This window comes from Streptomyces sp. SID8352 (assembly GCF_009862265.1).
Taxonomy (GTDB): domain Bacteria; phylum Actinomycetota; class Actinomycetes; order Streptomycetales; family Streptomycetaceae; genus Streptomyces.
In genome coordinates this window covers 521,105-544,767 of sequence record NZ_WWGX01000022.1, presented here as the reverse complement: position 1 = coordinate 544,767, position 23,663 = coordinate 521,105, and the positions used below count along the sequence as shown (strand labels likewise).

The following is a 23,663-nucleotide window of genomic DNA, read 5'->3' as shown; positions in this document are numbered from 1 at the left end:
TGGCGGCGGGCCGGTGCCGTCGGCCGGTCAGGCCCGCTCGCGCCGCCTGTTGCCCCGCACGGCCACGTAGGCGGCGTCGCCGACCGCCACGATGATGATCGCGGCCACCAGCTGGAAGAGGTGGCGCCACCAGTCGATGCCGGAGGTCGCCGCGACGCCGAAGCCGCGCGCGACCGCGTTGCCGACGACGGCGCCGAGCATGCCGAAGATGGTGGTCAGCCACAGCGGGCTGTGCTGTTTGCCCGGGATGATCGCCTTGGCGATGATCCCCAGCACGAATCCGACGATGATCGCCCACAACCAGCCCATGTGCTGCCTCCTTCGCGGCGTACGGCGTACGGCTCGGCCTGCTGCGCGAGCGGTACGGACCACTGTCCGGCCGTCATGCGAACGGCGCACCTCGGCCGCGCCCGAACGGAGTACCCCGGCGGGCCCCCGCACGCGCCGCGGGCCGACCGCGCCCGGCCCCGGTCTCGTGGGGTGCCCGGCAGCGGCGTACCGTGGTGCCCGTCCGGGCCCGGCGTCCCCGAGCGGCACGGACGGAAGCGGGGCGGGGAGAGAGCGATGCGGGCGGTTGGTGGACGTGATGCGGAAGCGGAGTGAGGGCCGGAACACCGAGGTGTTCCGGATCACCGGGGCGCGCACGGGTCTCCAGGAGGACGTGCGCAAGCGCCAGCGCCGGTACGTGGTGTCGATGTCCGTCCGCACGGTTTCGGTCATCCTCGCCGCCTGTCTCTGGGGCGTGGAACGGCATGTCGCGCTCGTGGCCCTGGTGCTGGGGGCGGTGCTCCCGTACATCGCGGTGGTGATCGCCAACGCGGGCCGGGAGAACACCCCGGCGCTGCCCACGACGTTCGTGACTGCCCCGCCGCCGCCCATGATCACGGGGCCGGAGGGCGACGGCGGCACCTCCGGCGGGCAGGGCGCGCAGGGGTCGGCGCCGGGCGCGCGGGGCGAGCCCGGGAACGGGGTCTGAGGGTGCCCGGAGCGGCCCGGGGCGGGCGTCGGTTCCGCGCCATGCTCAGGAACAGCTCAAATGAATCGGGCAGTTCCAGTGCCGGGCGGCGGGTGACCCGTGACATACTTCGTACGCGCTCCGCATCCCCCGTCGGAGCGACGGACCGACGCCGGGCAGCTCCCCCCGTGGCTGCCCGGCGTCGCCTTTTCCCCGGGCGTTTTCCCTCAGTTGCGAGACGAACCTGTGAGTGACGAGACCTCCCCCATCTGCTCGGCCAAGGGCTGCCGGACGGCCGCCGTGTGGGTGCTGGCGTGGAACAACCCGAAGCTCCACACCCCCGAGCGTCGCAAGACCTGGCTGGCCTGCGAGGAGCACCGGGAGCATCTGTCCTCGTTCCTCGGGGTGCGCGGCTTCCTCAAGGACGTGGTCGCCCTGGCGGACTGGGAGTCCGGGGACGCCGCGCCCGGCGCCTGAGGACCGCCCCCCGGCCCACCGCGGCGGGGTGTCCGCGCGCGGGCGGGCGCCCGCCGGGGACCACCGGGCGGCTCCCCCCGCCTCCGCACCGGTCGCACCGTCAGCCGCCGATCGAGGACATCGGGCGGTCCGGCTGGACGAAGGACGGGTCGTCCAGGCCCGCCCCCGCCTTCTTGCCCCACATGGCGCCGCGCCACAGCGCGGCGATCTCCTCGTCGGTGGCGCCGGAGCGCAGGGCGCCGCGCAGATCCGTCTCCTCCCGGGCGAACAGGCAGGTGCGCACCTGACCGTCGGCGGTCAGCCGGGTCCGGTCGCAGGCGGCGCAGAACGGGCGGGTGACGGAGGCGATGACGCCGACCCGGTGGGGGCCGCCGTCGACCGTCCAGCGCTCGGCGGGGGCGGAGCCGCGCTCCCCCGAGTCCTCGGGGGTCAGCTCGAAGCGGGTGCGCAGCGCGGCCAGGATGTCGCCCGCGGTGACCATGCCCTCGCGCTTCCAGCCGTGCTGGGCGTCCAGCGGCATCTGCTCGATGAAGCGCAGCTCGTAGCCCTGCTCCAGGGCCCAGGCCAGCAGGTCGGGGGCCTCGTCGGCGTTGAGCCCCGGCATCAGGACCGCGTTGACCTTGACCGGGGTGAGCCCGGCGGCGCGGGCGGCGGCGAGTCCGTCGAGGACGTCCTGGTGGCGGTCGCGTCGGGTGAGGGTCCTGAAGACGCCGGGGCGCAGCGTGTCCAGGGAGACGTTGACCCGGTCCAGGCCCGCCTCGCGCAGGGCCGCGGCGGTGCGCCCCAGGCCGATGCCGTTGGTGGTCAGGGACATCCGCGGGCGGGGGGCGAGGGCGGCGACGCGGGCGACGATGCCGGTCAGCCCCGGGCGCAGCAGCGGCTCGCCTCCGGTGAAGCGGACCTCCTCGACACCGAGGGTGGTGACCGCGATGCCGACGAGGCGGACGATCTCGTCGTCGGTGAGCAGCTCCGGTCTGGCCAGCCAGCGCAGCCCCTCCTCGGGCATGCAGTAGGTGCAGCGCAGATTGCAGCGGTCGGTCAGCGAGACCCGGAGATCCGTCGCGACGCGGCCGTGGGTGTCGATGAGCACGGGGCCCCCTCCTCTACGCGGTTCGGTGGAGCGCACGGTCTCCCCCCGACGTCTTCGAGCCTACGCGAGGGGACCGACAACGGCAGGGGGCCGGACTCCCGGGCCCGGGACGCGGCCGGGACGCGGAATGCTCCGCGCCCCGGCCGCGCGCCCCCGTGGAGAGGCGGCTCAGTGGGCGCCGGTGCCGGTCAGGGACCGGACCTCCAGCTCCGCGTACTTGGCCTCGTCGGGCTTCTCCTTGGACAGGACGGTGCCGAGCCAGCCCATCAGGAAGCCGAACGGGATGGAGATGATGCCCGGGTTCTTCAGCGGGAACCAGGCGAAGTCCACGCCGGGGAACATCGCCTTGGGGTCGCCGGAGACGACGGGCGAGAACAGCACCAGGCCGACGGCGACGATCAGACCGCCGTAGATCGACCAGAGGGCGCCCTGGGTGGTGAACCGCTTCCAGAACAGGCTGTAGAGGAGGGTGGGCAGGTTGGCGGAGGCGGCGACCGCGAAGGCGAGGGCGACCAGGCCGGCCACGTTGAGGTCGCGGGCGAGGGCGCCGAGCGCGATGGAGACGATGCCGATGAACACCGTCGCCCAGCGGGCGGCGCGGACCTCCTCGGGGCCGGTGGCCTGGCCCTTGCGGATGACGTTGGCGTAGATGTCGTGCGCGAAGGACGAGGAGGAGGCGAGGGTCAGGCCCGCGACCACGGCGAGGATGGTGGCGAAGGCCACCGCCGAGATGCTGGCGAGCAGGACCGCGCCCCAGGTGGAGTCGACGCCGCCGACGTGCAGGGCGAGCAGCGGGGCCGCCGTGTTGCCGGACGGGTTGGAGGCGGTGATCTCATCGGGCCCGATGAGCGCGGCGGCGCCGAAGCCGAGCGCGATGGTCATCAGGTAGAAGGCGCCGATGATGCCGATGGCCCAGTTCACGGACTTGCGGGCGGCCTTGGCGTTGGGCACGGTGTAGAAGCGGATCAGGATGTGCGGCAGTCCGGCGGTGCCGAGGACCAGGGCGACGCCGAGGGAGATGAAGTCCAGCTTGGAGGTCCCGGTGGCGCCGTACTGGAGGCCGGGCTCCAGGAAGGCGGCGCCCTTGCCGCTGTTCTCGGCGGCCGTGCCGAGCAGGTCGGAGATGTTGAAGTCGAACTTCAGCAGCACCAGGAAGGTGATCAGGAGGGTGCCGCCGATCAGCAGCACGGCCTTGACCATCTGGACCCAGGTGGTGCCCTTCATGCCTCCGATGGTGACGTAGACGATCATCAGGACGCCGACCAGGGCGACGATGAGGACCTTGCCGGCGTCGGAGGTGATGCCGAGCAGCAGGGAGACGAGGACGCCCGCGCCGGCCATCTGGGCGAGCAGGTAGAAGATCGACACGACGATGGTCGAGGTGCCGGCGGCGGTGCGCACGGGCCGCTGGCGCATCCGGTAGGCGAGGACGTCGCCCATGGTGTAGCGGCCGGAGTTGCGCAGCGGCTCGGCGACCAGCAGCAGGGCGACCAGCCAGGCGACGAGGAAGCCGATCGAGTAGAGGAAGCCGTCGTAGCCGAACAGGGCGATGGCGCCCGCGATGCCGAGGAAGGACGCGGCGGACATGTAGTCGCCGGAGACGGCGAGTCCGTTCTGGAAGGCGCTGAACTGCCGTCCGCCCGCGTAGAAGTCGGCCGCGTCCTTGGTCTGGCGGCCCGCCCACACGGTGATGACGAGGGTGGCGAGGACGAACAGCGCGAACAGGGTGATGATCAGCGGCCGGTGCTCGCTCGCCTTGTTGGCGGCGAGGTCGACGGCGAGAAAGGTGTGCTGCGCGGTGCTCATGCGCCGCCCTCCATCCGGGACTTGATGGCCTCGGCCTTGGGGTCGAGCTTCGCGGCGGCGTGCCGCGAGTACCACCAGGCGATGAGGAACGTGGTGACGAACTGGGCCAGGCCGAACACGAGGGCGACGTTGATGTTGCCGAAGACCTTGGTGCCCATGAAGCCGCCCGCGTAGTTGGACAGCATCACGTAGAGCAGGTACCAGAGGACGAACGCGATCGTCAGCGGGAAGGAGAAGGAACGGAAGGAGCGGCGCAGTTCGGCGAACTCCTCGCTCCGCTGCACTTCGGAGAACTCCTCGGCGGCGGGCAGTCGGTGATGCTCTTGCGAGGGGGGCGGTGCGTCGGTGGCCACGGAGTCTCCTCGTACGACGGACATGACAGCTGGGACCTCGGTCTTCCTGCGGGAGCCGGTCGCTCTCGGCTCCCTGCCCAACGACACGGCGCTGCCCGGGGACCGGTTCAACTCCCCCCGCACTTTCCGAAGTCACCCGTTGCGGGTCATTGCTGGCCGGTGAGTGGGGAAGATAACTTCACCCTGCACAGTGACGTCATGTACCTGCCCGAGCACGAACCGTGCGGCGGGCCGGTGTCGCTTCGGATGATGTGGAGACCCCATGCTTCCTCTGCGTTCCAGACGGCGGCTCGCCCCCGCCGTGCCGGTCGTCCTGTCGCCGACCGCGTCGCTCGGCCTCCCGCCGGCCGGAGCCGGAATAGTGGCCCGGGGGCCGCGGCGGAGGAAGGCGGCGCCCTGCCGTACGTCGGCGCGGCGGGTCGGCCGCGCCGCCGCGGCCGCCCGGCACGCGGCGCGGGGGCGCCGGAGGGCGGAGGGCTTCCACGGTCCCGGGACGGCCGGGCCACGCGCGGTGAGGTGACCCGCGCGCACCGCGCCGCGCCCGGAACGCGGTGACCACCCGGCGTCTTCCGCCCCGTACGCGGCGGGACTCGGGTGCCCGGCCGCGAACGGCCCTCCGTCCTTCCAGGCCCCCTCCCCTCCCCCCTCGTCCTCCCTCCGCCCCCTCCCTCCCCTCCCCTGCCGACGTGGCGGTCGCGCGTTCCTCCCGGCCACCGTCCCCGGCCCCTCTCACCTTCCCCCCCGTCCGGCCGTTCCCGGCCGGGCCCGATGTCCCGGTGCTCCGGGCCCGGCCGGTCCCGACGTCCGGCCCCCGGAGCAACGTTCCCCCCTTTCCCGACCGAACCGGAGATTCCGTACATGACTGCGCTCCTCTCACGCCACCGTCGTGCCCTCGCCCTCCCGCTCGGCATGGTGACCGCCACGGCCCTCGCGGTGCTGCCCGGCGTCCAGGCATCCGCCGCCGAGGCCGCCCCCGGGACCACGGCGGCCTCGTTCAGCTACGTCGTCAACCTCCGTACGGCCAAGGCCCCTTCGGCCCGGATCGAGCGGGGGATAGCCCGGGCCGGGGGCACGATCGTGACGTCGTACGACCGGATCGGCGTCGTGGTCGTCCGCTCGGCCGCCCCGGGCTTCGCCGCCGCCGTCCGCACGGTGCGCGGCGTGGAGTCGGCGGGCGCCACCCGCACCGCACCGCTGCCCTCGGCCGCGACGACCGACATGGGCGCGCCCCGGGTACTCACCTCCGGGGAGGCGGCGAAGGCCGGGGCCACCGGGGACCAGGACCCGCTGGAGCCGCTCCAGTGGGACCTGCCGGCCATCAAGGCCGACAAGGCGCACCAGAAGTCGCTGGGCAGCAGCCGGGTGACCGTCGCCGTGATCGACACGGGCGTCGACGACACCCACCCGGACATCGCGCCCAACTTCGACCGCGCGGCATCGGTCAACTGCGTGACCGGCAAGCCCGACACCACCGACGGCGCCTGGCGGCCGGGCGCGTCCGAGAGCCCCCACGGCACGCACGTCGCCGGGGAGATCGCCGCCGCCAGGAACGGCATCGGCATGACCGGTGTGGCCCCCGGGGTGAAGGTGTCCGGCATCAAGGTGTCCAACCCGGACGGCTACTTCTACACCGAGGCCGTGGTGTGCGGCTTCATGTGGGCCGCCGAGCACGAGGTCGACGTGACCAACAACAGCTACTACACCGACCCCTGGTACTTCAACTGCGACAACGACCCCGACCAGAAGGCCCTGGTCGAGGCCGTCTCCCGGGCCTCGCGACACGCGGAGCGCAGGGGCGCGGTCAACGTCGCCGCGGCCGGCAACGAGAACCTCGACTTCGCCGCCCGCACGCTCACCGACTCCACCTCCCCGAACGACTCCACCCCCGGCGACCGGGTGGTGGACCTGTCCCGGTGCTTCGACATCCCGACCCAACTCCCGGGCGTGGTGACCGTCTCGGCGACCGGCGCGAAGGGCGTCAAGTCGTCGTACTCCAACTACGGCCGGGGCGTCATCGACATCACCGCGCCCGGCGGCGACTCGACGGTGTACCAGACCCCGGCGCCGCCCGCGACCAGCGGTCTGATCCTGGGCACGCTGCCCGGCGGCAAGTGGGGCTACATGGCCGGTACGTCGATGGCGGCGCCGCACGTGGCGGGCGTGGCCGCGCTGATCAAGTCCCGCCACCCGCACGCGCCCGCCGCCCTGGTGAAGGCGAAGCTGTTCGCCCAGGCCGACGCCCTCGCGTGCACCGACCCGTACGACATCAACGGAGACGGCCGGATCGACGCGGTGTGCCAGGGCCCGAAGAACCGCAACGGCTTCTACGGCCGGGGCATGGCCGACGCGCTGGACGCCGTGACCCGCTGACCCGCTGAGCCACTGACCCGCCGACGGCCGGTCCGTGGACCGGCCGACCGGCACCACCCACGCGCACGGGACGGATCGGGGCGACCGCCCCCGGTCCGTCCCACGTCCACGTCCGCGCCCCGGCCGGGCACGGCACCGGACTGCCGGACGGTGACCTTCCGCGGGGTCGCAATGGGATGTTGTGCACCGAATCGCACCCCGCCCTCCTCTCGGGAACTTGCCCGATTCCGGGAGGTCTGGTGAAGATCCTGCGGTGACCTCGATACCCCCCTCGTCCCGGTCCACCGGCTCCGGGCGGCACGCGCGGCCCTCCGGCACCGGCCGGGCCGTGGCCGTCCTGGTCCTCGTGGCCCTGGGCGCGCTGATCCCCGTGCTCGGCCCCTCCCCCGCCCTGCACGGCACCGGGGAGGCCGAGGCACCGGGCACCGGCGGCATCGCCCTGCTGCGCACGGTGCTCTTCGCGGCGCTGGCCGTCCCCCTGGGCGAGCTGTTCGTGCTCCGGCTGGCCCGCACCCTCCCCGGCGCCCCCGCCGTACGGCCCTCCTCCTGGGCGCGGCCGGCCGCCGCCGCGGGCTTCCTCGCCGCCCTGGGGCTCGCGTCGGTCGTGGCCACCGGCAACCTCGTGCCGGGCGGTGTCGCCGAGATCGACGTGGGCGGCCTCTACGAGTCCCGGGACGGCAAGCTCGCCCTGCTGGAGGTCAACGGCTTCCTCGCCGCCGGCCTGTGCGCCGGGTCGCGGCGGCCGGTCGGCCGACTCTGGCCACTGGCCGCGGTGATCGTCGCCGAGGCCCTGCGCGCGCACCCCACGACCGAGTACAGCCCCCTGCTCGGCTCCGGGCTGACCCTCGTCCATCTGACCTGCGCGTCCCTCTGGGTCGGCGGGCTGCTGTACGCGCTGCGGACCCTGCGCCTCTGGCGGACCGCCGAAGCGGGCCCCGCCCTGTTGGGCCGCTTCGCGCGGGTGGCGGCCTGGCTGCTGGCCGCCCTCACCGCCACGGGGCTGTGCAGCACGCTGCGCCGGATGCCCGTGGACACGGTCGTGGAGCAGGTGACGGACACCGCGTACGGACGGGTGCTGCTGGCGAAGGCGCTCCTGATGGCGGCCGTCGGCGCGCTCGCCCTGTGGGCGCGGATCAGGCTGGGCCGGGCGGCCGACCCGCTGGCCGCCTGCACCCCCGCACGCGTGGAGGTCGTCGTCCTGGGCCTGGTGGTGGCCGTGTCGGGCCTCCTGACGGCCGTTCCGGTACCGATCCGCTGGTGACGCGGGCTTCCGGCACCGGCGGCGCCACCGGCCGCCCCCGCTACACCCCCGCGACGCCCAGCAGCGTCCCGGCCCCGTAGGTGACCGCCATCGCCAGCGCGCCGCCCATGACGTTGCGCAGCACCGCGCGTCGCGGCGGCGCCTGACCGAGCCGCGCGCTGCTCCACCCGGTCAGGACGAGGGCGACCAGCACACAGCCGACGGTGACGCCGAGCCGCGCCCCGGCGGGCGGCAGCACCATCGCCAGCAGGGGCAGCAGCGCGCCGACGGTGAACGCCAGGAAGCTCGCCCACGCCGCGTGCCAGGGGTTGGTCAGCGCGTCGGGGTCGATGCCGAGCTCCACGCTGGCGTGCGCCCGCAGCGCGTCCCTCCGGGTGAGCTGCACGGCCGCCTCCCGCGCCACCTCCCGGCTCAGGCCCCGGTCCGTCAGCAGGCCCACCAGTTCCGCCAGCTCGGCCTCCGGCTGCTCGCTCAGCTCCCGGCGCTCCACGGCGAGGGCGGCCTTCTCGGCGTCCCGCTGGGTGGAGACCGACACGTACTCCCCCGCCGCCATGGACAGGGAACCGGCCAGCAGCCCGGCCAGTCCGGCGGTCAGCAGGGCGGACCGGTCGCCGGTCGCCCCGGCCACGCCGACCACCAGCCCGGCGGTCGAGACGATGCCGTCGTTGGCGCCGAGCACCGCCGCCCGCAGCCAGTTGAGGCGGGTGCCGAGGGCCCCGCCGCGGGCCTCTTCGCTCGTGGGTTCCGTCACACCCGGGAGGATGCCACCGCGACGCCCGCGCGTCCCGCACCGACGCTTCCCCGCCGCCCCCGGCGTCGGCCGCCCGGCAACCGGTCGACCGCGTCCGGAACTTGACGGTGCGACCGGACCGGCGGGCGTGGCGGGCACCTGTGGGACGGCGCTGTCGTCGGGGGCCCGTATCCTCATGGACCATGTTCGCAGACCGCACGACCGCAGCGCCGTCCGCCACGGCGTGGCCGACCGCGTACCCCGAGGGGTATGCCGTCGTCGACGTGGAGACCACCGGCCTGGCCCGCCACGACCGCATCATCTCGGCGGCCGTCTACCGGCTGGACGCCCGCGGCGAGGTCGAGGACCACTGGTACACGCTGGTCAACCCCGAGCGGGACCCGGGCCCGGTGTGGATACACGGTCTGACGAGCGATGTGCTCGAAGGGGCGCCCCTCTTCCGGGAGGTGGCCGGGGAGTTCGCGGAGCGGCTCGACGGGCGGGTCCTCGTCGCCCACAACGCCGTCTTCGACTGGCAGATGATCGCCCGCGAGTACGCCCGCGCACAGGGGCGCGCCCCGGTGCGGCAGCGGCTGTGCACCATCGCCCTCTCCAAGGAGCTGGGGCTGCCGCTGCCCAACCACAAACTGGAGACGCTGGCGGCCCACTTCGGCGTCGTCCAGCGGCGGGCGCACCACGCGCTGGACGACGCGCGGGTGCTGGCGGAGGCGTTCCGGCCGAGCCTGACCGCAGCGGCGGCGGGCGGGGTGCGGCTGCCGCTGCACGAGTGCCTGCCGCTGACGGAGTGGTCGGACGCCCCGCCGCCCCGGATCGGCCCGCAGGGCGGCCACGGGGGCCGGGGTCCGGCCGGCTGGCGCCCCTCCCGCAAGCGGCCCGCCTGCCCCCATCCCAACCCCGGCCGGTACCAGGAGGGCGGGCGGCTCAAGCAGGGGATGCGGGTGGCCTTCTCGGGCGACACCTCCGTGGAGCGCGATCTGCTGGAGGACCGCGCCACGGAGGCCGGGCTGCACGTCGCCACCAGCCTGTCCCGGCTGACCAGCCTGCTGGTGACCAACGATCCCGACTCGGGCACCTCCAAGGTGGTCCGGGCCCGGCAGTACGGCACCCCGGTGGTGGACGAGGCGGCCTTCGGACAACTCCTGCGCGACGTGGAACCGGCGAAGGGCGGCTGAGCCGGGAGCGGCCGGACGGCCGAGGGCGGCCGCCCCCGGGCCCCGGGCGGGCAGTGGCTTCCGCCGGCACGAGCGGGATGCCGGGCGGCGCGGCGCGGGGCACGGAAGACGGGTCGGCGGGAGGCACGGCGGCGGGAGGCGTTGCCGCGGGAGCCGCGCGGGCCCGCCCCGTTCGGTGCCCGGCGAAGGACGCCGGGGCGCCCCGCACCGGCCCCGGGCGGCGCGGGGCCCCGCCGGTCGGCCAGGTGGGAAGGGCGGTCGAGGGCAACGGGCGGCCGACGGTACGGCCGGGGAGCGGACGGCCGGTCAGGCGGCGGAGCCGACCTTGTCCACGATGCCCACCTTGCCCTCCGCGCGGGCGCAGTGGGCGCCGCAGTACCACTGGCCGTCCGCCTCGACGCCCTGGCCGATGATCTGCACCCGGCAGTGCTCGCAGAGCGGGGCCATGCGGTGGATCGCGCACGCGAACGAATCGAAGACGTGCCGCGCGCCGTCCCGCGTCTCGACGGTGAACGCCAGTTCGTAGTCGTTTCCGCACACTTCGCAACGTGTCATGAACCGCATTCTGGGCGGCGACCGAAACCCCCGCAAGCCGGGTGAAGCGGGCACTCCCGGCCCTCGCCGCCACGCTCCGGCGGGTCCGCGCACCGACGGCACGCCCACGCCGCCCGGCCCGTACCCGCCCGCAGCCGCGCGCACCCGGCGCCGGACTCCGCCCGCCGGCCGCCGGCTCCCCGGGCCGCCCGGCCGCCCGCGGCGGGTCCGCCGGAGGTCCGCGCCGCCGACCGCCACCGACTGCCGCCGGACGGGTGACCAGCCCGGGCCGCGCCCCGTTCCCGTCCCGCCGCCGCGCCGTGGCGCGAGGTCTCCCGGAGCACGGACCGCGGCGGGATTCCGGCGGGTCGCGGGGCACGGGACCCTCCCGGAGGGGCGGTGTCCGGGCAAGGTACCGTCGACGCGTGTACCGCTTCCTCCTGTCCCGCCAGTGGGTGATCCTCACGCTGCTGGCCCTGCTGCTCATCCCCACGATGATCCGGCTGGGCTTCTGGCAGATGCACCGCTACGAGGAGCGCACCGCCCGCAACGACCTGGTCGCGCGGGCGCTCGACGCCGATCCGGTGCCCGTGGAGCGGCTGACCGCGCCCGGCCGGAGGATCGGCGGCGAGCAGCGGTACCGCACGGTGACCGCCGAGGGCCGCTTCGACACCGACCGCGAGGTCGTCGTCCGCCGCCGCACCAACGCCGACGACGCGATCGGCTACCACGTGCTGACCCCGTTCGTCCTCACCGACGGCAGGGTCCTGCTCGTCAACCGGGGCTGGATCCCCGCCGACGGCCCCAGCCAGACAGCCTTCCCGAGGGTCCCCGCCCCGCCCCGGGGCGCGATCACCGTCACCGGGCGGCTGATGCCCGACGAGACGACCGCCGCGAGCGGGATCAAGGACCTGGAGGGCCTGCCCGACCGGCAGATCATGCTCATCAGCAGCGAGCGGGAGGCCGCCCGGCTGGACGCGGAGGTGCTCGGCGGATACGTCGTCCTGGCCGAGCCGAAGCCGGCCGCGGGCGGTCCGCAGCTCATCGGCAGGCCCGGCGACGAGGACTCGGCGCTGAACTTCGCCTACGCCGTCCAGTGGTGGCTGTTCGCCGCGGCCGTACCCGTCGGCTGGTGGTTCCTGGTGCGCCGCGAGGTCCGCGACCGGACCGCCGCGCCGGACACCGCCCCCGGCCCCGCGGAGCCCGACCCGGAGCCCGCGACCCTGTAGGGGTTCCGCCGGCTCGTTCCGCGGTGCGCGGAATGTCCGGGCCGGCGGGCCGGGACACCGTCCCCCAACGCGACGGGGCCCGGCGGAGGCGCCCTGGACGCCACCCGGGGGCGACGGGGCAGGATGGGGCCATGGATCTCGGACTGAAGGACCGTGTGTACGTCGTCACCGGAGCAACCCGCGGCCTGGGCAACGCCGCCGCGCGCGAACTGGCCGCCGACGGTGCCAAGCTGGTGGTGACGGGGCGGAGCGCGGAGAGCGCGGAACGGGCCGCCGCCGGGCTGGGCCCGGACGCGGTCGGGGTGGCCGCCGACAACGCCGACCCCGGGACCGCCGCCCGGCTGGCCGCCATCGCCCGGGAGCGCTTCGGCCGCTTCGACGGGGTGCTGATCAGCGTGGGCGGGCCGCCGCCCGGGTTCGTCGCGGACATCACCGACGAGCAGTGGCGGACCGCCTTCGAGTCGGTCTTCCTGGGCGCCGTGCGGCTGGCCCGGACGGCGGCGGCGGAGCTGGAGGAGGGCGGGGTCATCGGCTTCGTGCTCTCCGGTTCGGTGCACGAGCCGATCGCGGGCCTGACGGTCTCCAACGGGCTGCGCCCGGGGCTCGCGGGCTTCGCCAAGTCCCTCGCGGACGAGCTGGGTCCGCGCGGCATCCGCGTCGTGGGCGTACTGCCCGGCCGCATCGACACCGACCGGGTCCGCGAACTCGACGAGATGTCCGCCGACCCGGCGGCGACCCGGGCCGCCTCGGAGTCCCGCGTCCCGCTGCGCCGCTACGGCACCCCGCAGGAGTTCGGCCGGGCGGCGGCCTTCCTGCTCTCCCCGGCCGCCTCCTACGTCACCGGCGTCATGCTCCCCGTCGACGGCGGCCTCCGGCACGGCTTCTGACGGCGGCCCGGACGACGGGGGGCGGGGCGCCGAACTGCAGCGATGAGGCGCGCACGGCGGCACGGGGGCGGCGCGGCACTGGCCGGTGACACCACGGCCGGGGCCGGGCGCGGACGGGGACGGCACCGGGCCCCCACGGCAGCGCGGGCCCGGTGGCACCCCGGGCAGGCCGGGCGCGGTCGGCGCCGGACCACCGGTCCGGCTGTGTTCCCGGAACGGGGACGGCGAGTGCCCGGGGAGGGGACGGCGAGGACGGGCAGGGGCCGAACCGACGGGGACGGACCGGCGGGGGCGGACCGACGGGGGCAGGGACGGACCCGGTCCGGGTCTCCTCGGGGAGGAGGGTGGCCGGGACGGGCAGGGGTCCGGCACAGGCGATGAGGGACCGGAGGCTCTCCTCCGGTGCCCGCGCCCGGCAGGCGCGCCCGGCCCGGCTCAGGTGACCCGCCCGGCCCGGCTCAGGTCACCCGCTCGGCCTGGTGCTTGACGCCCCGGAGGCGGACCTCCGCCGGGAGCGCGTCGAGCCCCGCCGAGGCACGGGCGTGTCCGAGGGCCCCGGTGGTGAGACCGGCCAGCGCCGCCCCGGGGTCCACCTGCGGGGCCAGGGTGAGGCGGACCCGGGTGCGCGGGGCGGTGCGCCGCCCGTTCAGCCGGACCCGTACCCCCTCGACGCCGTCGGCCCGGCCCGCCTCCCGGGCCAGCGCCTCCTCCAGCGCCCGGCCGCGCAGCACGGCGCCCTCCCCGTCGCCCGTGTCCACCAGGACCTCGGCCAGTCGGCGCCGGCGCACCGCCGCCACCAGCCACCAGAGGGAGCCCAGCAGCAGGAGCGCGAGCGCCGCGAGGACCACCGGCCACCACCATCCCTCGTTCCGCCACCGGGTCCGCTCGGCCGTGCTCAGCAGCACGTCGTGCGGGCCCTGGTGGATCCACCAGGAGGGCGGGGCGGCGCCCAGCCCGACGGCCAGCACCGAGCCGCCGACGGCGAGCAGCACCAGCCCCGCCAGCCCCACCAGGACACGGTTGACGCCTCCGCGCACCGTCCTCACCCCTTCCGTCCGGGCCGCTTGACCCGCAGGGACACGGCGGGCGGGCGGGCCAGCCCCAGCCCGCGCACCGCGTCGTCGAGCACCTCGCCCAGATCGGCGCGGACCTCGTCGAGTTCCCGGAAGTGCGACCGCGCGCGGACCCGGGCCGCGCGGCGGCGCACCCGCACCCGCACCGACCGCACCCCGGCGGTCTCCATGGCCCGGTCGCGCAGCACCAGGGCGGCGGCGTCCCGGTCCAGTCCGGCACGGACGTCGGCGTCGTCGCGGCGCATCGGCAGCAGCCGCCGCAGCCCGGGGGTGAGCGCGGTGAGCAGCAGCCACAGCCCCAGCGCGGCGGCGACGGCCGCCCCCACCCGCACCCAGATGTCGTCGAGCGGGCGCTGGTCGAGCTGCCGGGCGAGTTCGCGGCGCCAGCCGAGGGCGTCCCGCCCGGCGCGAACGGCCGCCACGTCGTAGAGGAAGGCGCCGGAGACGACCAGCAGCGGCACGGCGACGAGGACCGCGGGGACGCGACGGGCCGACCAGAAGCGGCGGGCCCGGCCGCCGTTCCCGGCCGCCGGGGGCTCGGCCGTCGGGGGCCCGGCCGTCCGGGGGTCCGTGCCGCTCTTCTCCAGGGCCGGGCCCCGGGTGCTGCCCTCGGCGGTGCCCGGGTGGGTCCCCTCGGTGCCGTCCTCGCTGTGGCGGGGGTCGTTCACCGCGTCCTCCTCCCGGCCGCGCCGTACTCGGCCGGCGGGTGCAGCCGTTCCACGTGGACGACGACCTCCGGCACGGCCATGCCCGCCAGGGTCCGCACCCGCTGGACGATCCGATGGCGCACCCGTCCGCAGCGGGCGCCGATGTCGGCCGGATAGCCGAGTTCCACATGGACGCGGACCCGGGCGGTGTCCTGGTGCACGGCGACCGAGGCGTAGGGGCGGGCGGCGTCCGGCGGCAGGGGCCCGGCCGCCTCGCGCGCCGCCCGGGCGGCGATCTTGGCGACGACCCGGTCGGCGATCCTGGTGGCGCCGCGCTCGCCCGGCGGTACGGCGGCCGGGGTGTCGCGCGGCTCACGGAGCCCGCCGCTCACCGCGGTCACCGGCGTCGGTCGTCGCGCGAGCGGAAGAAGTCCCCGGGTTCCAGATCGCCCGCCAGGAACCGGCCGACGACGAACCCGACGGCGCCCAGCGCCGCCACCAGCAGAAAGGCACCGAATCCGCCGAAGTACCCGGCGAAGCCCAGTGCCATGCCGGCGATCATGCCGGCCAGGGCCATGCTCATGGTGCGCTCTCCTCGGTGCGTCCGCGTGGGGTGCCGGTCGGGATCACTGGATCCGCGGTTCCGGCTCCTCGTCCTCCTCGTCGGGGAGCTTGACGTCGCTCACCGCGATGTTGACCTCGACCACCTCCAGGCCGGTCATCCGCTCCACCGCCGCCACCACGTTCTCCCGCACCTCGCGGGCCACGTCGGAGATCGACACGCCGTACTCGACGACGATCTCCAGATCGAGCGCCGTCTGCTTCTCCCCGACCTCGGCCTTCACCCCGCGCGTCACCGACTTGGTGCCGCCGGGCACCCGGTCGCGCACGGCGCCGAAGGTGCGGGAGAGTCCGCTGCCCATGGCGTGCACACCGACCACGTCGCGCGCGGCCATGCCGGTGATCTTCTCGACCACTCCGTCGGCGATGGTGGTCCGGCCCCGGGTGGAGGGGGCGCCGCCGCCGCGCCGGGTGCCCCGGCCCACGCCGGATCCCTCGCCCGTGTCCTGCCCCGTCTGGTGGCGTTCCGTCATCTCACTCATGGGGATATGTCCCTTTCGCCGTGTCCTGTGGACCACGTTAGGCGGGGTTGCTCGATCGCGCGCCGTGGATGGGGCAGGGTGGAGGAATGACGACGGCGGACGGGTGGGCCCGGGCGGTGCGGGAGCGGGTGGGGCTCGGCAGGCTCCTTCCACTGGGCGGCGTGGGGGACGGCGCGTGGATCACGGAGCGGGCCGCGCGGAAGGTGCTGCTCGGGGCGGTCAGCGCGGTGCCCGGAACGCGGGTGGAGGGGCTGCGCATCGGCCCGGACGGCTCCGGCGGTGAGCTGCGGCCGGTGGTCCCGCCGCCGCCGAGTGCCCTGCCGCCGGGCCCGCTGCGGGTGACGGCGGACTTCGCGGCGGTGGCCGACGGGCCACTGCCCACGACGGCCGGCCGGCTGCGCGCCGCGCTGGCCGGGGCGGCGCACGGGCTGGGGCTGGAGGTGACGGAGGTGGACCTGCGGGCGGTCGGGCTGCTGGAGGCCCACCCGGTGCCGGGCTCCGGGACGGCCCACGGATCCGGTGAGCGGGGTGGACACGGTGGACCCGGGGCTTCCGACGGGACCGATAGGACCAGTGGAACCGACGGGACCGGTGGGACCGGTGGGACCGGTGGGACCGGTGGGACCGGTGGAGCCGGTGGAGCCGACGGGTCCGACGGGTCCGACGGGTCCGATGCTCCCGCAGCACCCCGCAACCCCGGGGCGGGGCAGCCCGCCCCCACAGGAGCACCCGCCCCCGCGCCCGCGGGGGAACCGGCGGGTTCACTGGCGGACCGGGCCGGAGCCGCCGCGCTGGCGGTGCCCGGGGTGAGCAGGCTGACCTCCGTACTGGGGCGGCCCGCGCAGGTGGCGGAGCACCACCCGACGGGTGCCGCCGCCTCCCTGCCGCGGCCCCATGTACGGGTGGAGCTGGCGGTCCGCGGGGACCGCTGCGCGGCGGAGGTGGCCCGCAGGGTGCGCGGAGCGGTGGCGGACGCGCTGCCGGACCACCCGACGGTGGCGGTACTGGTGACGGCGGTCGACTGAGCTCCGGGGGCGGGAGGGGCCGGGCCGTGGACGCCCTTCGGCGTCTCCGCCCGGACCCGTTCCGCGGCCGCACCGCGGCACGACGGGTGTCGAGGGAGGGTGGTCGGGCGCCGTACGGGAGGCACCTGCCGGGGACCGTGTACGAAACCCTCCACCAGCACACCGCCGCCACACCCTTCGGCGGGGTGGCACCGCCCGGGGCCCGCGCGGCCGGGCGCCGTTGAGGACAGGCCCCGGGGTCCCGCCGGGGAGACCCTCGTCGGGACCCCGGAGAGATGCGGGTGGCGGGGGGACGGCACGGAAATCGGCGCGGGTAACGCCGGGACGGTGCGGACGGCGCGAGGACGCCTCGGGTGGCGCCGGGGGACAGCGGACAGCGGGGGCACCGGCGTGGCAGGGCCCGCCCGCGCCCCCGGCCCGTCACTCCCCGAGCCCGGCGAGGTCGCGCAGCCTGCGGGCCTGGGCGGCGCGCTCGGCGGCGCGCTGGGAGTCGAGGCCGCGGCCCGCCGCTCCCTGGAGCAGCGCCTTGGTCTCGATGAGCGCGTCACGGGGCGCCGCCAGGAGCGCCGACGCCAGATCGCGCGCGGCCCCGTCGAGCTGGTCGCCGGGGACGGCGAGGTTGGCCAGCCCGCAGGCCACGGCCTCCTCGGCCATGACGAACCGCCCGGTGGCGCAGATCTCCAGCGCACGGGCGTAGCCGACCAGCGAGACCAGGGGGTGGGTGCCCGTGAGGTCGGGCACCAGCCCGAGGCCGGTCTCGCGCATGGCGAACTGCGCGTCCTGCGCGACGACCCGGAGGTCGCAGGCGAGGGCGAGCTGGAACCCGGCCCCGACGGCGTGCCCCTGGACCGCGGCGATCGAGACGATGTCCCGCCGCCGCCACCAGGTGAACGCCTCCTGGTACCCCGCGATGACCGCGTCCAGCTCGGCATCGCCCATCCGGGCGAGGTCGGGGAACGACGGCTCGCCGTCGAAGCCCTCCGGGGTGAACCCCTGCCGGTCGAGCCCGGCCGAGAAGGACTTGCCCTCGGCGCGCAGCACGACGACCCGGACGGTGCCCGGCAGCAGCCGCCCGGCCAGGGTCAGCGCCCGCCACAGAGCGGGGCTCTGCGCGTTGCGCCGCGCCGGGTCGGTCAGCGTCACCGTGGCGAGGGTCTCGTCGACGGTGAGCCGCACACCGTCCTGGTCGAGTGCGGGACCGGGGTCGTGGGCGGGCGAAGCCATGGGGCGCCTCCGGGGGGTGCGGTCGTCGTCCCCGCCGTACGCCGGTGGTCGAACCGGAGCACGGCGGGGCTGAGTGACTGCACAGTAACCACCCGGTCGGCCGGAGGACCGGCCGGGTGACCACCTTCCGCCGGAGCCGAGGGGCCGCCCGGGACGTCAGGCCGAAGCGGCCTTCTTGCCCCGGGTCGCCCCGCCACGCCCTCGGAGCGTGACGCCCGACTCACTGAGCATGCGGTGCACAAAGCCATACGAGCGGCCGGTTTCCTCGGCCAACGCCCGGATGCTCGCACCGGCGTCGTACTTCTTCTTCAGGTCTGCCGCGAGCTTGTCGCGCGCGGCGCCGGTCACCCGGCTGCCCTTCTTCAGAGTCTCGGCCACCCGTGCCTCCTCGTGGGAAGTGCGCTCTGGTCTCCTCATGATCACCCCTCCGGGCCTCCATGGCCACCCATTCGGCAAGGTCGATGAGGCAAGGTTGTGACGACAGGAGCGCGTCTCCACATATGGAATGCGGGATTCCAGAGCTTCGCATCCGTACGTCCGAACGGGTTGCCGGGTGAAGCCGCAGGTCAGAAAGGCGAGACGGCCGGACCCCCGGGAAGGGGGGTCCGGCCGTGCGGCGCGGGGAGGACACACCTCGTGATGAGGAGATCTCACACAGATGGTGGATCACGGCTCGGCCGAATGATCCATACCCAGTGGATCATTCATTCGATCAAGCCAGGGCGACGAGATCCGCGTAGTCGGAGCCCCAGAGGTCCTCGACCCCGTCCGGCAGCAGGATGATCCGCTCCGGCTGGAGCGCCTCGACGGCGCCCTCGTCGTGGGTGACCAGGACGACGGCGCCCTTGTAGGTGCGCAGCGCGCCGAGGATCTCCTCGCGGCTGGCCGGGTCGAGGTTGTTGGTCGGCTCGTCGAGCAGCAGCACGTTGGCCGAGGAGACCACGAGGGTGGCCAGGGCCAGCCGGGTCTTCTCGCCGCCGGAGAGGACCCCGGCGGGCTTGTCCACGTCGTCGCCGGAGAACAGGAAAGAGCCGAGCACCTTGCGGACCTCGACGAGGTCCATGTCGGGGGCGGCCGAGCGCATGTTCTCCAGGACGGTGCGCTCCGGGTCGAGCGTCTCGTGCTCCTGGGCGTAGTAGCCGAGCTTGAGGCCGTGGCCCTCGCGGACCTCGCCGGTGTCCGGCTGCTCCACCCCGCCGAGCAGACGCAGCAGGGTGGTCTTGCCGGCGCCGTTGAGACCGAGGATGACGACGCGGGAGCCCTTGTCGATGGCCAGGTCGACGTCGGTGAAGATCTCCAGCGAGCCGTACGACTTGGACAGCCCCTCGGCCGTGAGCGGGGTCCGGCCGCAGGCCGCGGGCTCGGGGAAGCGGAGCTTGGCGACCTTGTCGGACTGGCGGACCGCCTCCAGCCCGCTGAGCAGCTTGTCCGCGCGGCGGGCCATGTTCTGCGCGGCGACGGTCTTGGTGGCCTTGGCGCGCATCTTGTCGGCCTGGGCGTTGAGGGCGGCGGCCTTCTTCTCGGCGTTGGCCCGCTCGCGCTTGCGGCGCTTCTCGTCGGCCTCGCGCTGCTGCTGGTAGAGCTTCCAGCCCATGTTGTAGACGTCGATCTGGGAGCGGTTGGCGTCCAGGTAGAACACCTTGTTGACGACCGTCTCGACCAGGTCGACGTCGTGGGAGATCACGATGAAGCCGCCGCGGTAGGTCTTCAGGTAGTCGCGCAGCCAGACGATCGAGTCGGCGTCGAGGTGGTTGGTCGGCTCGTCGAGCAGCAGGGTGTCGGCATCCGAGAACAGGATGCGGGCCAGCTCGATACGGCGCCGCTGGCCGCCCGAGAGGGTGTGCAGGGGCTGGCCGAGCACCCGGTCGGGCAGGTTGAGCGCGGCGGCGATGGTGGCGGCCTCGGCCTCGGCGGCGTACCCGCCCTTGGTGAGGAACTCGGTCTCCTGGCGCTCGTACTGCCGCAGCGCCTTCTCCCGGGTGGCGCCCTGGCCGTTGGCGATGCGCTGCTCGTTCTCGCGCATCTTGCGCATCAGGACGTCGAGGCCGCGGGCGGACAGGACACGGTCGCGGGCGAGCATGTCGAGATCGCCGGTGCGCGGGTCCTGCGGGAGGTAGCCGACCTCGCCGGAGCGGGCGACGGTGCCCGCGGCGGGGATGCCCTCGCCGGCGAGGACCTTGGTGAGGGTGGTCTTGCCGGCGCCGTTGCGGCCGACGAGTCCGATGCGGTCGCCCTTGGTGATGCGGAAGGTGGCGCTCTCGATGAGGACGCGGGCACCGGCGCGCAGCTCGATGCCGGAGGCGGAGATCACGGACAGACTCCTGTGCGGGTGGTTGGCGGGACGGGCGGCGGGGACGCTGCCGCGCGCGGCGCACCATGACGAGCGTGGTGGCGGGCGACGGGCGGAGTACCGCCGTCTAATGCGCGAGGAGAATGGCCATGGGGGCCAGTCTAACGGGCACGTGCAACCTGTTTTCCCGCCTCGGGCACCGGAGGCCGCCGCGCACGGCGGGCGGGCGGGCCCGGCAGGGTCCTCGGAGGGGTGCGGATCCGGACATTCCGGGGACGGGCGGGACCGGTTCTCGCGGGGCGTCCCGGTACGGGTCCTCGCGGCGGCCCCGCTCGGGAGCGGCCGGTCCGAGGGGCCCGGGGGCGGGGACCCGCCCGCCCGGACAAGCCGGACGGGCAGGAGCGGGCCGGGGCCGGGGGCCCGGTGGGGATCAGCCCGCGCCCGTGTGGACCTGGAAGGCGGCCCGGCGCACGGCCTTGGCCAGGGCCGGATCGGGGTGGGCGGCGGCGAGGGCCACCAGGACCTGCACGGTGCGCGGGTGCCCGACCGCCCGGACCTCGTCCAGCAGCGCGGGGACGGTGGGCTGCACCGCGGACTCCAGGTGCCGCACCAGCAGCGGGGCCTCGCCGTGGTCGGCGACGGCGGCGGCCGTGTCCACCCAGAGCCAGGTGGCCTCCTCGCGGGTGAGGACCTCGTGGGCGTCCTCGGGGTCGGCGCCGTCGTGCTCGGCCAGCCACAGCAGGGCGTACGGCCGCAGCGTGGGCTCGTCGAGGACGGCGCGCACGTCCGGTTCGGCGGGCGCGCCGACCACCCGCAGCGCCTCGAAGGCGAGGCCGCGCAGCAGGGCGTCCTCGCCGCGGGCGGCGCCGACGAGTTGGGTGACGGCGGCGCCGACGGGCCGTGCGGCGAGCCAGGCGCGGTACTCGGCGCGGGCCGCGTTGGGGCGCAGCCGTCCGCAGCCGCGGAGCATGTCCTCGGCGGTCTGCTCGATGTTCCCGGCGGGGCTCTGCGCGGCGACGCAGATCTGCTCCAGCTTGACCCAGACCGCCCAGCTTCCCAGCGGGGTGAGGGTGGCCTGGCCGTCACCGCAGGTGAGGGCGCCGACGGCGGCGAGGGCGTGCAGGGCCCAGTCGAGGAGCGGGGCGAGCGGCGCGTCGACGGCGGTGTCGGGGGCCTGCTGGGCGGCGCCCGGCTCCAGCCCGGGGTCGTAGGTGATCTCGCAGCGCTCGGTGCGCAGTTCGGTGACCCGTTGCTCCAGCAGGTCGAGGAGCTGGACGACCGGCACCGGTCCGGCGGAGAGTTGGAGGAAGGAGAGCACCTGCGGCATCGCGGAGACGACCTCGGCGACGGCGGCGGGCTCGTGCCCGTCGGGCTCGGGGTGGGCCAGTGACCAGGCGTCGAACAGGGCGACCCAGCCGCGCAGTACGGCGCTGTCGTCCCGGTTCCAGGCACGCAGGCGCCAGCCGGGGCGGGCGGTGCCGCCGTGCACCTCGATGAGTCCGGCCAGGCGGGCGGTGTCCCAGTCGGCGCGCACCCGGACGGCCGTCAGGCCCAGGTCCAGGGCCGCCTGCTCGGCGGTGGCGTCGGAGAGGGTGGCCATTCCGTCGGCGGTCGCGCCGCCGCGGCCCGGACCCAGGGCGGTGTCGGCCCAGCGGGCCACACGGGCCGCTCCGAACAGGCCGGAGCGAGCCATTCCGGCCAGCTCCGAGCGGGCCGGTGTGCCTTCCGGAGGGCGTGGCGCGGGGCGGCGCGTACGCTGCTGGTTGATCGCTGTGGGGGCGGCGGCCAGGGGTCGGGGGCGGACGATTCGAAGCCTGGAGTCGCGCGGGATACGGGACGTCACGGATGCAGTCTTGCGGTTGACGGTCCGAAATCCCAAACGGGAGGCCGCGGTGGGCTTCACGGGCGGTGGACGGGGGGCTTCCCGTCGTGCTCCGGGCACCGGAACCGGCCAGTGGCGGGGTGCCGTCCGGAACCCGTCGGCGGGTCGGCCGAGGGGGCCGTCCGCCCGCCCGCCGACGGGTTCCCCTCCGTTCCCTCCGGCCCGCCGGCGGGTGTCCCCGGCGGGCCGTCCGGGGCCGGCGGCGGGTTCCCGGCGGATCCGGCGGCGGGTGTCCGGAAGCCGCCCCGGCCGGTGACCGGCGGGACGGGCGGATCGCCGGGCGGAGCCCTCGGGGCCGGATCGGACCGGCGGGCCCCTCCGGCCGGTCAGACCAGGGGGACCAGGAAGCGGCGCAGGGTCTCCTCGTAGTCCGCGGGGTCGGCGTTCCACATGGCCGCGTGGGGGGCGCCGGTGACGGGGTGCAGGGTGACCGTGCGGGGCGAGGCGGCGGCGAGGCGGCGCGAGAGGGACCAGGGGGCGACCTCGTCGTCCGGGCCGTGGAAGACCAGCGTCGGCACGGCCGGACGGAGGACGCCGTCCGGGTCGGCGCCGTCGTCGGGGGGGAGTCCCGCCCGGCCCTGGGCGGCGCGGACGGCGAGCGGCAGGAGCGGCGCGGGCACGTGCCGTGCGGTGGCCAGGGCCCGCAGGGTGGTCTCCCAGCTCAGCACCGGGGAGTCCAGGACGAGGCCCGCGATGCGGTCGCGGACACCGGACCGGGCCGCCGCGCGCAGGGCCATGGCGGCACCGGTTGACCAGCCGAGCAGCACCACCTGCCGGGCGCCGTTCTCGACGGCGTGGCGGACGGCCGCGTCCACGTCGTGCCACTCGGTCTCCCCGAAGTGCTGGAGCCCGTCCGGCGAGGGCGGGGCGCCGACGTCGCCGCGCAGGGTGGGCGCGAGCACCGGCATGCGCCGCTCGTACAGCGGCGTCATCAGGTTCATGACCTGCTCGCGGGTGGTGCCCAGGCCGTGCACCGCGATCAGCCAGGTGGGGCGGGCGCCCGGCAGGAACCAGGCCGGGAGGGGCCCGAGGTCGCCCGGGATCTCCAGGTCGGTGTGGTCGATACCGAGGGCGGTGCGGGGGGTGCCGACGTGGAGGTTGGGGGTGAGCCAGGCGCGGTCGCCCGCCGCGAAGGAGCCGTGCGTGACCCGTTCCAGTCGGCGGACCACGGTGTCGGCGCCCTCCCGGGCCCCCTCCAGCACCGGGCCGACGACCGCGTGCGAGCCGTCGCCCGCGAGGCCGTAGCGGCCCGGGCGCAGGGCGGCCAGGTCCCGGGTGAGGGTGATCCGGCCGGGGGCGGTGCCGTGCACGGTGAGCCGGGGCTCGGTCGGCAGGGGGCGGCCGGGGGACACCTTGAGCGCGGCGTCGCTGGCGACCCGTCCGGCGGCGACGCCGGCCGCGCCGGCCGCCGCCAGGGCCGCGGTGACGGCGGCGGCCGTTGCTGTGGCAGTGCGCATGGCGTCAGTCTCCCGGTGGACTCCGCGACCGGCCAGCGGAACACCCGGCGGGGGGTGACGGCGGCCACCCCTCCGGT

Annotated in this window: 25 protein-coding genes; 9 read left to right on the top strand and 16 right to left on the bottom strand. The window is 75.5% G+C overall.

The genetic code is table 11. The annotated features are described in order from the left end of the window. Nucleotides 1–27: 27 nt before the first annotated feature. Complete coding sequence (locus GTY84_RS07725) at nt 28–309, bottom strand: GlsB/YeaQ/YmgE family stress response membrane protein (protein WP_161225350.1); 282 nt, start codon at nt 307–309, stop codon at nt 28–30. 277 nt (nt 310–586) lie between these two features. On the opposite strand from GTY84_RS07725, the gene GTY84_RS07720 reads away from it, so the two are divergent. Further along, nucleotides 587–976 carry a DUF3099 domain-containing protein gene (locus GTY84_RS07720; protein WP_161225349.1) on the top strand — a complete coding sequence of 130 codons (390 nt, stop codon included), beginning with the start codon at nt 587–589 and terminating at the stop codon, nt 974–976. 225 nt (nt 977–1,201) lie between these two features. Next, complete coding sequence (locus GTY84_RS07715) at nt 1,202–1,432, top strand: hypothetical protein (RefSeq protein ID WP_161225348.1); 231 nt, start codon at nt 1,202–1,204, stop codon at nt 1,430–1,432. Nucleotides 1,433–1,532: 100 nt separating this feature from the next. Here GTY84_RS07715 and moaA read toward each other — a convergent pair whose 3' ends face one another. The 3 genes from moaA to GTY84_RS07700 all read right to left on the bottom strand — a co-directional run bounded on the left by moaA (nt 1,533) and on the right by GTY84_RS07700 (nt 4,681). After that, the gene (gene moaA / locus GTY84_RS07710; RefSeq protein WP_345943357.1) at nt 1,533–2,522 is read right to left on the bottom strand and encodes a GTP 3',8-cyclase MoaA; all 990 of its coding nucleotides are present in this window, start codon (nt 2,520–2,522) and stop codon (nt 1,533–1,535) included. 168 nt (nt 2,523–2,690) lie between these two features. Beyond that, the gene (locus GTY84_RS07705) at nt 2,691–4,328 is read right to left on the bottom strand and encodes a cation acetate symporter (protein ID WP_161225346.1); all 1,638 of its coding nucleotides are present in this window, start codon (nt 4,326–4,328) and stop codon (nt 2,691–2,693) included. Continuing rightward, entirely contained in the window at nt 4,325–4,681 is a 357-nt protein-coding gene (locus tag GTY84_RS07700) for a DUF485 domain-containing protein (RefSeq protein ID WP_161225345.1), read from the bottom strand. Before GTY84_RS07700 ends, GTY84_RS07705 begins: the two co-directional genes overlap by 4 nt. A 22-nt stretch (nt 4,682–4,703) precedes the next feature. Between GTY84_RS07700 and GTY84_RS07695 the strand changes: the two genes are divergently transcribed. The 3 genes from GTY84_RS07695 (at nt 4,704) to GTY84_RS07685 (ending at nt 8,312) form a co-directional block, all read left to right on the top strand. Next, nucleotides 4,704–4,844: a hypothetical protein gene (locus tag GTY84_RS07695; RefSeq protein ID WP_161225344.1), complete on the top strand. Its 141-nt coding sequence runs from the start codon at nt 4,704–4,706 to the stop codon at nt 4,842–4,844. A 695-nt stretch (nt 4,845–5,539) separates the two neighbouring features. Further along, nucleotides 5,540–7,051, top strand: a complete 1,512-nt coding sequence (locus GTY84_RS07690) for a S8 family serine peptidase (RefSeq protein WP_161225343.1) — start codon at nt 5,540–5,542, stop codon at nt 7,049–7,051. 253 nt (nt 7,052–7,304) lie between these two features. Next, complete coding sequence (locus GTY84_RS07685; protein ID WP_161225342.1) at nt 7,305–8,312, top strand: CopD family protein; 1,008 nt, start codon at nt 7,305–7,307, stop codon at nt 8,310–8,312. A gap of 40 nt (nt 8,313–8,352) precedes the next feature. Here the strand turns inward: GTY84_RS07685 and GTY84_RS07680 are convergent, their stop codons facing one another. Continuing rightward, nucleotides 8,353–9,063, bottom strand: coding sequence for a VIT family protein (locus tag GTY84_RS07680; protein ID WP_161225341.1), 711 nt, complete (start codon nt 9,061–9,063; stop codon nt 8,353–8,355). A gap of 182 nt (nt 9,064–9,245) precedes the next feature. On the opposite strand from GTY84_RS07680, the gene GTY84_RS07675 reads away from it, so the two are divergent. Beyond that, nucleotides 9,246–10,235, top strand: a complete 990-nt coding sequence (locus GTY84_RS07675; RefSeq protein WP_161225340.1) for a DEDDh family exonuclease — start codon at nt 9,246–9,248, stop codon at nt 10,233–10,235. Nucleotides 10,236–10,541: 306 nt separating this feature from the next. Here the strand turns inward: GTY84_RS07675 and GTY84_RS07670 are convergent, their stop codons facing one another. Next, nucleotides 10,542–10,790 carry a hypothetical protein gene (locus GTY84_RS07670; RefSeq protein WP_161225339.1) on the bottom strand — a complete coding sequence of 83 codons (249 nt, stop codon included), beginning with the start codon at nt 10,788–10,790 and terminating at the stop codon, nt 10,542–10,544. A 404-nt stretch (nt 10,791–11,194) separates the two neighbouring features. Here GTY84_RS07670 and GTY84_RS07665 point away from each other — a divergent pair, with 404 nt between their 5' ends. Together GTY84_RS07665 and GTY84_RS07660 are read left to right on the top strand one after the other, a co-directional pair. Then, on the top strand, nt 11,195–11,998 hold the full coding sequence (locus GTY84_RS07665) for an SURF1 family protein (protein ID WP_161225338.1): 804 nt from the start codon (nt 11,195–11,197) through the stop codon (nt 11,996–11,998). A gap of 131 nt (nt 11,999–12,129) precedes the next feature. Beyond that, nucleotides 12,130–12,885: an SDR family oxidoreductase gene (locus GTY84_RS07660; protein ID WP_161225337.1), complete on the top strand. Its 756-nt coding sequence runs from the start codon at nt 12,130–12,132 to the stop codon at nt 12,883–12,885. A 458-nt stretch (nt 12,886–13,343) separates the two neighbouring features. Here GTY84_RS07660 and amaP read toward each other — a convergent pair whose 3' ends face one another. Genes amaP through GTY84_RS07635 form a run of 5 tightly spaced genes read right to left on the bottom strand, consistent with a single transcriptional unit; the run spans nt 13,344 to nt 15,708 of the window. After that, on the bottom strand, nt 13,344–13,931 hold the full coding sequence (amaP, locus tag GTY84_RS07655; protein WP_161225336.1) for an alkaline shock response membrane anchor protein AmaP: 588 nt from the start codon (nt 13,929–13,931) through the stop codon (nt 13,344–13,346). Beyond that, a complete protein-coding gene (locus GTY84_RS07650) occupies nt 13,928–14,626 on the bottom strand; it encodes a DUF6286 domain-containing protein (protein WP_161225335.1) in 699 nt (232 codons plus the stop codon). The genes amaP and GTY84_RS07650 overlap by 4 nt, the downstream gene beginning before the upstream one ends. Then, nucleotides 14,623–15,006, bottom strand: a complete 384-nt coding sequence (locus tag GTY84_RS07645) for an Asp23/Gls24 family envelope stress response protein (RefSeq protein ID WP_161225334.1) — start codon at nt 15,004–15,006, stop codon at nt 14,623–14,625. The genes GTY84_RS07650 and GTY84_RS07645 overlap by 4 nt, the downstream gene beginning before the upstream one ends. Further along, nucleotides 15,003–15,188: a hypothetical protein gene (locus GTY84_RS07640; protein WP_161225333.1), complete on the bottom strand. Its 186-nt coding sequence runs from the start codon at nt 15,186–15,188 to the stop codon at nt 15,003–15,005. The genes GTY84_RS07645 and GTY84_RS07640 overlap by 4 nt, the downstream gene beginning before the upstream one ends. A 43-nt stretch (nt 15,189–15,231) precedes the next feature. Further along, the gene (locus GTY84_RS07635) at nt 15,232–15,708 is read right to left on the bottom strand and encodes an Asp23/Gls24 family envelope stress response protein (RefSeq protein ID WP_161225332.1); all 477 of its coding nucleotides are present in this window, start codon (nt 15,706–15,708) and stop codon (nt 15,232–15,234) included. An 806-nt stretch (nt 15,709–16,514) separates the two neighbouring features. On the opposite strand from GTY84_RS07635, the gene GTY84_RS07625 reads away from it, so the two are divergent. After that, nucleotides 16,515–16,733, top strand: a complete 219-nt coding sequence (locus tag GTY84_RS07625; protein WP_202550007.1) for a hypothetical protein — start codon at nt 16,515–16,517, stop codon at nt 16,731–16,733. A gap of 420 nt (nt 16,734–17,153) precedes the next feature. Here GTY84_RS07625 and GTY84_RS07620 read toward each other — a convergent pair whose 3' ends face one another. From GTY84_RS07620 to GTY84_RS07600, 5 genes are all read right to left on the bottom strand, one after another. After that, entirely contained in the window at nt 17,154–17,957 is an 804-nt protein-coding gene (locus GTY84_RS07620) for an enoyl-CoA hydratase/isomerase family protein (RefSeq protein ID WP_161225331.1), read from the bottom strand. A gap of 156 nt (nt 17,958–18,113) precedes the next feature. Further along, a complete protein-coding gene (locus tag GTY84_RS07615) occupies nt 18,114–18,335 on the bottom strand; it encodes a helix-turn-helix domain-containing protein (protein WP_018567695.1) in 222 nt (73 codons plus the stop codon). Between the two features lie 334 nt (nt 18,336–18,669). After that, a complete protein-coding gene (locus GTY84_RS07610) occupies nt 18,670–20,268 on the bottom strand; it encodes an ABC-F family ATP-binding cassette domain-containing protein (RefSeq protein ID WP_161225330.1) in 1,599 nt (532 codons plus the stop codon). 409 nt (nt 20,269–20,677) lie between these two features. Then, on the bottom strand, nt 20,678–21,940 hold the full coding sequence (locus GTY84_RS07605; protein WP_161225329.1) for a hypothetical protein: 1,263 nt from the start codon (nt 21,938–21,940) through the stop codon (nt 20,678–20,680). A 515-nt stretch (nt 21,941–22,455) separates the two neighbouring features. Then, entirely contained in the window at nt 22,456–23,586 is a 1,131-nt protein-coding gene (locus GTY84_RS07600; RefSeq protein WP_161225328.1) for an alpha/beta hydrolase, read from the bottom strand. Nucleotides 23,587–23,663 lie beyond the last annotated feature (77 nt).